Source organism: Methylibium sp. (assembly GCF_013817365.1).
Lineage (GTDB): Bacteria > Pseudomonadota > Gammaproteobacteria > Burkholderiales > Burkholderiaceae_C > Methylibium.
In genome coordinates, this window is sequence record NZ_JACDCU010000007.1 from 22695 (window position 1) to 32777 (window position 10083).

A 10083-nucleotide genomic window follows, 5' to 3' on the forward strand; every position below is an offset into this window, starting at 1 on the left:
GGCAACGCCGACGATGCGCGCACGCTTGCTGCCGAGGTGCGGCGCCTGCGCGCGGCGCCCCCCGAGCAGCCTGCCGCGGTGCAGGCCGGCAGCGCCTTGCGGGGCATTCCCCGCCAACTCGGCCTTGCCGCTCGCTACGCAATCGAAGGCCCTGCGCAGGCCGCGCAGATCGTCACCGAGCCGATCCGGCAGTTCTTGGTGAACCCGGTGGCGCGCCTCGCCGGCATGTCAGAGGCGCAGCCCTTGGCAACTGGCGCATCCTCCCTGGCCGATTCGCTGGGGCTGCCGAGCCCGAGTGGCGCCAACGAGCGAGTAGTCGGGGACGCAACCCGCTTGGGCTTCGGCGGAGCCGGGCTGGCGCGTGGCGCGGGGGTGGTGGCCGATGCGACAACCGGCGTCACCAGCAAAGTCGCGCAGATGTTTGCCGCCAACCAGGGCCAGCAAGTGGCCTCTGCCGCCACCGCTGGGGCTGCAGGAGGCTCCGTGCGCGAGGCTGGTGGCGGCGCTGGCTCGCAGGCTGCCGCAGCACTCATGGGCGGGCTTGCGGCGCCGGCAGGCATGGGCGCTGTGCAAGGGGCGTCGAACAAGGTTTCGCAGTTCTTCCGGCCGGCGCCGGCGATGCAGCAGGTTGACCAACAGATCGAACTGACGCTCTCCAGGCAGGGCGTTGACTGGTCGAGCGTCCCCGAGGGTGTCCGGCAAGGCATTCGCTCCGAAGTGCAGCAGGCTCTGCGCCCGGACGGCGAACTCGACGGGGCCGCGTTGTCCCGCCTGATCGACTTCCGTCGCGTGCAAGGGGCGACCCCGACCCGCGGCATGGTGACCCTCGACCCGGGGCAGATCACGCGCGAACGCAATCTCGCCAAGACGGGGGCGAACAGCGTCGATATCGGCATGCAGCAACTGTCGGGCATCGAGAACGCGAACAACCGCGCATTGATCCAGGGGCTGAACAACGCAGGCGCCTCCGGGGCCGACGATGCGGTCACGACCGGCGGCCGGGTGATCGGCGCATTGCAGCGTGGCCTGGATGCCGAGCGGGGCAACGTCAATCAACTCTATTCGGCCGCCCGCGATAGCAGCGGCCGCAGCTTCCCGCTCGACGGCGGCGCTTTCACGCAGCAGGCCAACAAGGCGCTCGACGACGCATTGCTCGGCGGCGCTCTGCCGCCCGGTGTGGCGCAGCACATGAACCGGATTGCGTCGGGCGAGGTGCCGTTCACGGTCGATTACGCGGAGCAGCTTAAAACGCAGATCGGCAACCTGCAAAGAGCGAGCAGCGACGGCTCTGTGCGCATGGCGCTGGGCAAGGTGCGCGAGGCGCTGGACAACACCCAAGTGATGGTCCTTGGCGAGCAGGCGCCTGCGGCCGGTGCACGAGCGGTGAACCCCGGCAACCTGCCCGCGCTGGCCGGGCCGCAACTCGGCGAGGACTCCTTGGCAGCGTTCAATCAGGCCCGCGCCGCGAATCGCACCATGATGCAGCGGATCGAATCAACGCCGGCTCTTCAGGCGGTCTACGATGGCGTCGAGCCCGACCGATTCGTGCAGCAGTTCATCGTCAGCCCAACCGCCAGCATCCGAGACATCCAGGCGCTGCGCCGCGAACTAGTGAACGACCCACAGGCCATGCAGTCGGTGAGGGGCAATCTTGCCGACCATCTCAAGCGCAAAGCCCTCGGCGGTGCCGACGACGAAGTGGGCAACTTCAGCGCATCCAACTTCAAGAAGGCGTTCGACGCCATCGGCGAGCAGAAGCTGCGCGCGTTTTTTGACCCTGAGGAAATCGACCAACTCCGCGCCATTGGTCGCGTAGCGAGCTACATGACCGTGCAGCCCAAGGGCAGCGCGGTGAACAACTCCAACAGTGGGGCACTGGTGCTCGGGCGAGGGCTGGACTTGCTCGACACCATCGCGGGCCGCCTGCCGATCGGGCAGGACACGGTGCGAGGGTTCGTTCGCGGCATCCAGCAGGGCAATGCGACGAACGTGCAGCCTGCTCTCATGCAGCCCAACTTGCGGCAGAGAACGCCGCGGTTGCCTGCTGCGGTCGCTGCCGGTGGGCTATTTGCCCTTCCGGGAGTCCCACCAGGCCAGGATGATCGCCGCCCCTAACCAGCCCAGGAAAATGGGGTCCATGCCCCATAGGGTTTCGTTCACGTCACATCGCATGGATTGCGCATCGACCTAGTTTACTCGCAGCACTGCATAAAGGTGCCGCCCAATGTCGTTTGCGCCAACGTACACGCCGACTACCAGTTTTGCCCAGGACGAGAGCAATCAAGCTAGCGGCAGGGCGACCGTCAAGACGGCGTCCGTCGATGTCGAACTCGCCAACATCGCCACCAGCCACAACGAGCTGAACGCGAACGTCAAGAAGCTCCAGCGCGACGACGACAAGCTACGCGATCTCCTGGTCGAGCCCTACGCCCTGTCCGAACAGACCCGGGCCATGATGGCGGCGGGCGGGAAGGTCCCCAAAGGAGCCTGGCTGGCCAACACCAACTACGCCCTGAGCGACCTGGTGCAGTTTCAGGCCGTGGCCTACATGTGCCAGACGGCGCACAACTCCGGGCCGTCGTTCAACGTCGGCTTCTGGCTCACAATCTCGGGGGACGGCTCGTCGGCATCCAGTGCCCAGCAGTCAGCCGCCAGTGCCGCGACCGCCTCTGCCGCCGCCGCCGCTTCCGCCACCTCTGCGATCAATGCGGATTCGGCCGCAGACGCTGCCATGCTGAGCGCGAACGGAGCGGCAGACAGCGAACTCGCCGCGCAGAACGCGGCGAACTCGATCGCTGGGCTTACCCCGGTGAACCTGTCGGCCTACATGCTCGATCTGCTGGCGAACAACAGCGCCGCATCGACCAGAACCGATCTGGGTGCAGCCAGTGCCGTTTCCGTTGCTGGCGTCAGCGTGAAGGATTTCGGGGCGCTGTGCAACGGTGTGACGGATGACACCGCCGCTGTCGCTGCGGCAGTGGCGGAGGCGCTTTCAAGAAACGTCGGCGTCATCTGGTCTGGGGGCTCGGCGCTCACTTCGGCGTCGATTGCAGACTTTCACTCGGTGCGTCACTACGGCTACGGCGCCGTGATTCGTGGGACGGACACGTTCTACATCTCACCCACCGGCAGCCAGACGAACACGATATACACCTCCACATCGGGAAGTGTTTTCTCTGACGGCTTGTCCGCAGCGCAGCCACGGCGCACGCTGCAGGCCGCCATCGATGCGCTGTCGAACTGGCAGCTCATGGGCGGCGGCTGGAAGATCAAGATGGCCGCCGGCACCTATGCCCGCGCACGCACGCCGGACGCCGGGCTGCGCAGCCTGAAGCCCATCGAGATCGAGGGGCCGGCCGTGGGCGGCCATCCCAATGTGCCGACTGCCTTGGTCAAGGAAGGCGCCACGCAGGCGTCCACGGGACTGGTGGTGTTCGACACCAACCTAGTGCTTCGAGATATCAAATTCGAGGATTACAACGGCACATCCGCTGCGGCAGGCGTGTCGGGATCGCGGTCCTTGATCTACACCGAAAACGTCCACTTCACGGACTGCTATTACGGGTTCTCGAACGGCGGCGCGCCGGCAGTGGTGAATGTCAAGGGCGGCATCTTCGATGACTGCGGCTACCTGAACAGCGTGACCTCAGGCGGCGCGGCGATCCGCGGTTTATTCCACCCGAAGTGCGAGATCGGCGCGCAGGATGCCGGCACGCTGGCAGGCGGCCCGATCATCCGCAATTGCTCGCTCGGGATTCGACTTCAGGAGGGGGGCACCGGGCATTGCGACTTCGTGACCTTCGAGGATTGCGGCGTCGGTATTCGCTTCCCGACCGGGGCGCGGCTGAACCTCGATGGATCAAGTTTCAAGCGCTGCGGAACGGCCATTTACATCACCAGCGGCAGCTACGCCGACACCACCCCGAACACGGTATTCGGGACGGGTGCCGACGCCAACGGCCGAAACATCGTGGTTGGGCAGGGGAGCCTCGTCGCCAGCGGCGTGATCGACGGACAGGCGCTCGGGAACGCCGTGGACATCCACTGCTTCAGCACCACGTACCCCGCCGCCGTGTACACGTCGATCTCTTCGGTGAACACGGTCGAAAGTTTCCTTCTCAAGGCGGGCCAGTTCGGCGGTGTCGCGTACTCCGCCAACCCTTCCCGGAAAATCCGCTGCATCGTCCACGGGACGCTCGCCGGCACCACAGGCACCTACAAGCGCGTGGCCCTGCGGCTCGGTTCAGCGGCGATTGCGCTGCTGTCGTTCGCTGGCTCCACGGTGGGCAACTTCCGTGCCGAGCTGGAGTGGTCCTTCATTAGCAGCAGCGTCCAGCACTACAGCGCGATCGGCACCGCGGCGGGAGTCGTTCCGTCCCTCAGCCAAGGCGCTGGCGCGGTGGGTATGTCGGTTGACCAGACCATTGCCCTGCAGGCCTACGTGGAGAACGCCGCAGACAGCATAACGGTCAACGCTATCGAGTGGTTCGTGCAGGGGGTATGAACAACGACACCGACGCCGAACAAAACGGCGAGCGGACGCGCCGCCAGCTTTTCCGCTTCGACCCGACCGTCAACAGCGGAACCATTCTGCAGATGGCGCTGCTCGTCATCGGCATCTTCGGGGCCTACAGCGCGCTCAAGGAGGGGCAGGCCACGCAACAGGTGCGAATCGAACAGGTGGAGAGCAGCGCATTGGCCGAGTCGCTGCGCGTCAAGGAGTCGCTCGGCGAGATCAAGGGCGACCTCAAAGAAGTACAGCGCACGGTCAACGAGATCAATCAATCGCTCGCAACCATCAAAGGCGCGGCGAAGTGAATTTCACCAAATACGGTGGCCGGCGCTTCCTGATGTCGATGGGCTGCGCGCTCGTGAACACCGTATTACTGTGGTTCGGCAAGATCGATCCGACGACTTACCGCGACCTGACGATCGCCACCGTCGCGGTCTACATCGCCGGCAACACGTACCAGAAGAAGGTCGAGGCGGCGTACCCGCCTGACCAGGTGTGATGGAACTCCACGCGCCATTGCCGCCTGCGACGAGCGTGCCGATTGCGCGCTTGCTGATCGATAAATCTCTCGTCAGCGAGCAAACCGCCCGCGCGCTGCAAGCGGCTATCAAGGACGAGCCACCGAAGGGTAGCCCGTGATCTCCGTCGTCCTGTCCTTCCTCGCCGGGATGCTGCTCGGCGCGGTGCTGTGCTTCATGGGCGTCGCGGCGGTCGTGTTCGGGCCGAGGAAATAATGGAATTCGACGCTGCTTTTGATCGGTTGCTGGGCCATGAGGGCGGCTACTCGTTCCACGCCGACGATCCCGGACGCGAGACCATGTGGGGCGTGACGGCGCGCGTCGCCCGCTCCCACGGCTACACCGGCGACATGAGCCGGCTGCCGCGCGAGACCGCCAAGGCCATCTACCGCGCGTCCTATTGGGACGCCATCCGGGCCGACGAACTGCCCGAGGCGCTGCGCTACACCGTGTTCGATGCGGCCGTCAACAGCGGCGTGCGTCAGGCAATCCGGTGGCTGCAACGGGCTGTTGATGTCGGTGATGACGGCGTGATCGGGTCAATGACGATGGCAGCAGCCCGTCGCGCCGATGGGCTGAGAACAGCCGTCGAGTTCAACGGCCACCGGCTCGACCTGATGACGAGCCTGCCGACGTGGAATGCTTTCGGCAAAGGCTGGTCGAGACGGATCGCCGACGAGTTGCTGCGGCTGGCGCGGGCGTGATCCGCGCCCTGCTCACGCTGCTGCCCGTCTGGGCGTGGGCGCTCCTGCTCTCGATCGCCCTGGCCACGGCGGGCGGCATCGGCTGGCGGCAGGGCGCGGCACGGGTGCAGGGTCAGTGGGACGCGGCCGAACTCAAACGCGAGCAGGCCAGCGCCGACAAGCTGCGCGAGGACGCGCGCATCAGCCGGGCCGCGTCGGCCGAATTCGAGCGCCAGAGGGCCGATCAACAACGCAAACAGGCGAGGCAAGCCAATGACCTACGACAAGCGCTCCAGCGGCCCGTCTCGTGTCCGGCCGTCCTGGCCGACGTGGTTGTGCCTGCTGATGTTGTCCGGCTGCTCCACGACGCCGGCACCGATCAACGTGAGCCAACCGCCGCCGGCGAATCTCGCCGCTGATCCGTGGGCAGGCCCTGCCTACCCGCCGGGTGACGTGTCGCTGGAGCGGCTGCTCGGCATCGTGGCCGCCCGAGAACTACAAGCCGCGCAGTGTCGCGCCCAGGTTAGAGGGCTGCTGCAAGCGTGGCCGTCCTCTGCTGACTCTCTCAAACGATAAGGCCACTATGACCCCACCCAAGCTCATCATGGTCCGCTGGGAAGACGCGAAAGTGATCGAGGGGGGAACGTGGTGCGAGAACAAGCCCAGGGTCTATGAGCCGCATGTGTTCGTGCAGATCGGCTTCCTGACGCTCGATGCGCCCGAGGGCATTCACCTTGTGGCGGCCTGGCACCCGGAGCAGACTTCGCCGCCCGACCAGATACCCCGCGCGATGATCCGCGAGATGGTCGAACTGGTGCCCAAGATCGGCAAAAAGGGCGGCCGGTAATGGTCGCGCCAACGGGCCAACTCGATGAGCGACTGAAAACCTGGGCCAGCGAGACGCAGTGCCGCTACATCGACGCCGTCAACGAACACGGCTCGCTGCGCGCCGCTGCCCGCGCGCTCGGGCTGAACTACACAACGGTCAACGGCGCCATACGTGCAGCGAAGGGCCGGGCGTCCCTCAAGGGCTGGTCGCCCGAGCACGACATGACCAAGACGGTCCCGGAGGCGTTCGTGGTTCGCGGCACGTCCACGCTGTACGACGAGGCCGGCAAGGCGAAGCTGCAGTGGGTCAAGACGCGTCTGGACGACGAGAAGGCCGGCGAGGTGGTTCGCGCCGCCATCGCCGCGCTGTCGGAGGATGTCCGCGCACTCGCGCCGCTAACGCCAGCGCCCGAGCGGGTGCATGACGATCTGCTGTGCGTGATCCCGATAGGCGACTGCCACATCGGTATGTACGCCTGGGCCAAGGAGACGGGCGATGCATTCGATCTCGACATCGCCCGCAAGCTGACAACGGGGGCCATCGACCGACTGATGCAGGCCGCACCGCCGTCTAAGACATGCATTATCTTGCCTTTAGGCGACGTATTCCACGCAGACGACCAGACCAACCAGACGCCGGCCCACCGCCATCAGCTCGACGTGGACTCGCGCTACGTCAAGGTTCTCGGGGTCGGCATCGAGGCGTTCCGCCACGTCATCCTGCGCGCGCTGCAAAAGCACGAGCGCGTGATCGTGCGCTTCGTCGCCGGCAACCACGACCCGCACAGCATCTGGGCGCTGGCCTTCACGATCTCGGCCTACTTCGCCAACGAACCCCGAGTCGAGGTGGACTTGAGCCCGTCGAAGTTCTGGTTCTTCCGCTTCGGCCAGGTGCTGATCGGATCGACCCACGGCGACACGGTCAAGCATGACGCGCTGCTCGGCGTGATGGCCGCCGACCGGGCCCAGGACTGGGGGCAGACCTCCAGGCGCTACTGGTACACCGGCCACGTCCACCACCAGAGCGTGCGCGAGTACCCCGGCGTGGTGTGCGAGTCCTTCCGCACCCTGGCGGCCAAGGACGCCTATGCGGCGGGACACGGCTACCGGGCAGGGCGCGACATGGTTGCCATCGTGCATCACCGCGAGCACGGCGAGATCGAGCGGCACCGCGTGGACATTGGGATGCTGGAGCCGGCTTAGGGGTGCTCCGAGGCTGGCAAGCGCTGATGCCCGAGCCGTGACGATCCGTCACGGGTTGTCGTCAAGCGCCGTGGGAATATACCTCTCGCAACCCGCGCCAATGCGTGCTCAAAAAATAGGCAATCGTTCCCATGGATCGGGTTGCAGGCCGCGCCAATCCTAGATAGAGCCGGTGGACTCTTAATCCGTAGGTCGAGTGTTCGAGTCACTCAGGGCCCACCATATAAATCAAGCACTTAGAAGCGCATCACTGGATGCATTCACAGTGTTTGATTCCCACCAAATTCCCACCGTGGGAATATCCACGCGCTACAGCGCATTGCGCCGTGCAACTCCGCTGCGCTCATAGACTTTTGCCGTTGTGCCGGGGTTGACGTGCAAATCCGGCAGCGAGCCGGTGCGCGCCTTGTGCTCCGTCGCGTAGTAGGCGCGTAGGTCGTGGAACGTGAAGCGGCGCGTGACGATCATCGCCGCGACCGCCTCGCGCATCAGCTTGCCCCACATGGCAGCGAACCCGGATGAGGTGTACGGGTTGCCGCGCCGGTTCGGGAACACCGCACCGAGCTTGCCATCGGCGGAGAACGCCTGCAGCCGGCCGCGCAGTTCCAACAGCGCCGCGCTTGCCGCCACGCGCTCGACCTTCTCGACGCCGAGTCGCTGCTTGGCTCTGCGGATGCGCACCTCGTCCATACCGAACTGAGGCCAATGCAACGGGAGTAACTCGGCCTGCCGGCTTCCGGCGAGTGCCGCGAACTCAGCGGCCATCACGATGATGCGCCACTGGCCGCCCTTGCTGTTTGCATGATTAACCAGCGCGTCGATCTGCTCGCGCTCGGGCGCGACGGTCCGCGGTCGCTCGCGGTTGCGGGCGACTTGTCCGCCTCGGCATGGGTTGTGAGTCGCTTCGCCGCGTTCGATCGCCAGCCCGATCAGGTTGCCGAGCAATGCGACCTCCCGATTGGCTCGAACCGGCGCTTGCGCACGCTCGATGCGCAGGTAGCGCGCAACATCGGGGGCGGTGATGACGGATGCGTGGACATCGCCGAACACGGGCAAGAGGCTCTCGCTGTAGGACTCGTAATCGGCCTGGGTGCGCTCGCGCAGGCTGGCCCATGCCGGCGACGCCTTGTAGTGCGCCCACAGGCGACTGACGGTGCCGACATCTTCCGTCTTGCCGTTCAACTCCAGCACCTTGCGGATCGCATCCGCACGGTCGGTGCCGAGCGCGAGAGGTTTGCCGCCGACCGGGTGATAGCGGTAGCTCACGGTCTTGCCGTCGCTCCAGGGGCGGGCTTCCATGCGCGGGAGCAGGCCGGCGGCTGTCGCACGGTCGCGGGGTTTGTTCATGCTACCTTGCTCCACTTCGGCCCGCCGGCCGGCTTGCCATTGTGCTGCCGCTCCCAATCGTTGCGCCACACCAGCGGTGAGCCGTCGGGCCGACGCTCGACCCGCAGTCCGATCCGGCGCAGGAATCGAATCTGCGCGAAGTGCTGCGTCAGCGGCCGGCAAATGCCATCGACTTCCGAGTCGGACAGGTACGGAGGCATCACTCGCTCTCGTCAGGCATCAGGGAGTGGAGAGGTGGCGTTCAACTCTTCCCGCTCGTCTCTGCGGCCTTCGGCGTAGGCGTGTGTCTGCGCTTCATCGAGCAGCCTCTCCGCTGCCTCGCACCGCTGCGTCAGAGAGGCGAGGGCGGCTAGGTGGTCCGACTGGTGCACCAGCCCAATTGGTTCTTCATCGTCGTCGCAATACTTGGCGCATTCAGCCTGGGTCGGAAACATCATGGGCTCGTCGTGGTGAGTCATCCACGCAACCACGGGCACGCTGTCTCTATCGGTGTCGGGGGTCATGGGTGTTCCTTCGCTGTCTTCTGCATCGCAGCGTCTATTGCTTCCCTGAAGGTGTGCCCCACCATCTTTTGCGTGGTGTGCCGGAAGTCGCCAACAACGCGCCAGTCGGTGCGCGATCCGCCGTCAATGACTCCGTTCCAGCTTTTGCAGAACAGGTGGCGCTCCAGCCAGGACAATCGCTCGGCGTCCTTGCGCAGCGCTACGGCCTGCGCCGGCGTGAGCCCCTGCAGGTAGTCCAGCGCATCCTCTACGCACATCAACTGCTCACGAAGCTGCTCTATCTCGTCTTTCATCTTCAATCTCCTGTGCGCGTATGGTCGATATCGGCGTCAGTAGCGGCATGGACGGGCGGCAACGTCACCCCGAACAGCGCCGCCAACGCAATCGTGTTCTGCTCGGTGTGGTAGCGCCCCTTGCAGCGGATCACCTTCTCGGCGGCCTGTGAGATTGCTCGCAGCCGCTCGATCTCCCGCTCCAGTCTGTCGATA

Annotated in this window: 14 protein-coding genes; 9 read left to right on the plus strand and 5 right to left on the minus strand. The window is 65.5% G+C overall.

What is annotated here, in order from left to right:
• Positions 1-207 precede the first annotated feature (207 nt).
• The 9 genes from H0W38_RS01190 (at position 208) to H0W38_RS01230 (ending at position 7745) form a co-directional block, all read left to right on the plus strand.
• Positions 208-2115: a hypothetical protein gene (locus H0W38_RS01190; protein WP_292450689.1), complete on the plus strand. Its 1908-nt coding sequence runs from the start codon at positions 208-210 to the stop codon at positions 2113-2115.
• A gap of 109 nt (positions 2116-2224) precedes the next feature.
• Positions 2225-4504 (plus strand): hypothetical protein, encoded by a 2280-nt coding sequence (locus tag H0W38_RS01195; RefSeq protein WP_292450690.1) that lies wholly within the window; start codon positions 2225-2227, stop codon positions 4502-4504.
• Positions 4501-4818, plus strand: a complete 318-nt coding sequence (locus H0W38_RS01200) for a hypothetical protein (RefSeq protein ID WP_292450691.1) — start codon at positions 4501-4503, stop codon at positions 4816-4818. The genes H0W38_RS01195 and H0W38_RS01200 overlap by 4 nt, the downstream gene beginning before the upstream one ends.
• Positions 4815-5012 carry a hypothetical protein gene (locus H0W38_RS01205; protein WP_292450692.1) on the plus strand — a complete coding sequence of 66 codons (198 nt, stop codon included), beginning with the start codon at positions 4815-4817 and terminating at the stop codon, positions 5010-5012. The genes H0W38_RS01200 and H0W38_RS01205 overlap by 4 nt, the downstream gene beginning before the upstream one ends.
• Positions 5012-5152 carry a hypothetical protein gene (locus H0W38_RS01210; RefSeq protein ID WP_292450693.1) on the plus strand — a complete coding sequence of 47 codons (141 nt, stop codon included), beginning with the start codon at positions 5012-5014 and terminating at the stop codon, positions 5150-5152. Before H0W38_RS01205 ends, H0W38_RS01210 begins: the two co-directional genes overlap by 1 nt.
• A gap of 94 nt (positions 5153-5246) precedes the next feature.
• Positions 5247-5735 (plus strand): glycosyl hydrolase 108 family protein, encoded by a 489-nt coding sequence (locus H0W38_RS01215; RefSeq protein WP_292450694.1) that lies wholly within the window; start codon positions 5247-5249, stop codon positions 5733-5735.
• Positions 5732-6133 carry a hypothetical protein gene (locus tag H0W38_RS01220; protein WP_292450695.1) on the plus strand — a complete coding sequence of 134 codons (402 nt, stop codon included), beginning with the start codon at positions 5732-5734 and terminating at the stop codon, positions 6131-6133. Before H0W38_RS01215 ends, H0W38_RS01220 begins: the two co-directional genes overlap by 4 nt.
• Before the next feature lie 164 nt (positions 6134-6297).
• Positions 6298-6561, plus strand: a complete 264-nt coding sequence (locus H0W38_RS01225) for a hypothetical protein (protein WP_292450696.1) — start codon at positions 6298-6300, stop codon at positions 6559-6561.
• Positions 6561-7745, plus strand: coding sequence for a LysR family transcriptional regulator (locus tag H0W38_RS01230; protein ID WP_292450697.1), 1185 nt, complete (start codon positions 6561-6563; stop codon positions 7743-7745). Before H0W38_RS01225 ends, H0W38_RS01230 begins: the two co-directional genes overlap by 1 nt.
• Positions 7746-8054: 309 nt before the next feature.
• Here H0W38_RS01230 and H0W38_RS01235 read toward each other — a convergent pair whose 3' ends face one another.
• The 5 genes from H0W38_RS01235 to H0W38_RS01255 all read right to left on the minus strand — a co-directional run.
• Positions 8055-9092, minus strand: coding sequence for a tyrosine-type recombinase/integrase (locus H0W38_RS01235; protein WP_292450698.1), 1038 nt, complete (start codon positions 9090-9092; stop codon positions 8055-8057).
• The gene (locus H0W38_RS01240; RefSeq protein WP_292450699.1) at positions 9089-9292 is read right to left on the minus strand and encodes a DUF4224 domain-containing protein; all 204 of its coding nucleotides are present in this window, start codon (positions 9290-9292) and stop codon (positions 9089-9091) included. The genes H0W38_RS01235 and H0W38_RS01240 overlap by 4 nt, the downstream gene beginning before the upstream one ends.
• Positions 9293-9304: 12 nt before the next feature.
• Positions 9305-9595 (minus strand): hypothetical protein, encoded by a 291-nt coding sequence (locus H0W38_RS01245; protein WP_292450700.1) that lies wholly within the window; start codon positions 9593-9595, stop codon positions 9305-9307.
• The gene (locus tag H0W38_RS01250) at positions 9592-9888 is read right to left on the minus strand and encodes a hypothetical protein (protein ID WP_292450701.1); all 297 of its coding nucleotides are present in this window, start codon (positions 9886-9888) and stop codon (positions 9592-9594) included. The genes H0W38_RS01245 and H0W38_RS01250 overlap by 4 nt, the downstream gene beginning before the upstream one ends.
• A 2-nt stretch (positions 9889-9890) precedes the next feature.
• A partial coding sequence (locus H0W38_RS01255) for a hypothetical protein (protein ID WP_292450702.1) occupies positions 9891-10083 on the minus strand: 193 nt, incomplete at its 5' end.

Coding starts and splice junctions, on each gene's coding strand:
- H0W38_RS01195 (WP_292450690.1), top strand. CDS start 2,225: ATGTCGTTTGCGCCAACGTACACGCCGACTACCAGTTTTGCCCAGGAC.
- H0W38_RS01200 (WP_292450691.1), top strand. CDS start 4,501: ATGAACAACGACACCGACGCCGAACAAAACGGCGAGCGGACGCGCCGC.
- H0W38_RS01210 (WP_292450693.1), top strand. CDS start 5,012: ATGGAACTCCACGCGCCATTGCCGCCTGCGACGAGCGTGCCGATTGCG.
- H0W38_RS01215 (WP_292450694.1), top strand. CDS start 5,247: ATGGAATTCGACGCTGCTTTTGATCGGTTGCTGGGCCATGAGGGCGGC.
- H0W38_RS01225 (WP_292450696.1), top strand. CDS start 6,298: ATGACCCCACCCAAGCTCATCATGGTCCGCTGGGAAGACGCGAAAGTG.
- H0W38_RS01230 (WP_292450697.1), top strand. CDS start 6,561: ATGGTCGCGCCAACGGGCCAACTCGATGAGCGACTGAAAACCTGGGCC.
- H0W38_RS01235 (WP_292450698.1), bottom strand. CDS start 9,092: ATGAACAAACCCCGCGACCGTGCGACAGCCGCCGGCCTGCTCCCGCGC.
- H0W38_RS01240 (WP_292450699.1), bottom strand. CDS start 9,292: ATGCCTCCGTACCTGTCCGACTCGGAAGTCGATGGCATTTGCCGGCCG.
- H0W38_RS01245 (WP_292450700.1), bottom strand. CDS start 9,595: ATGACCCCCGACACCGATAGAGACAGCGTGCCCGTGGTTGCGTGGATG.
- H0W38_RS01250 (WP_292450701.1), bottom strand. CDS start 9,888: ATGAAAGACGAGATAGAGCAGCTTCGTGAGCAGTTGATGTGCGTAGAG.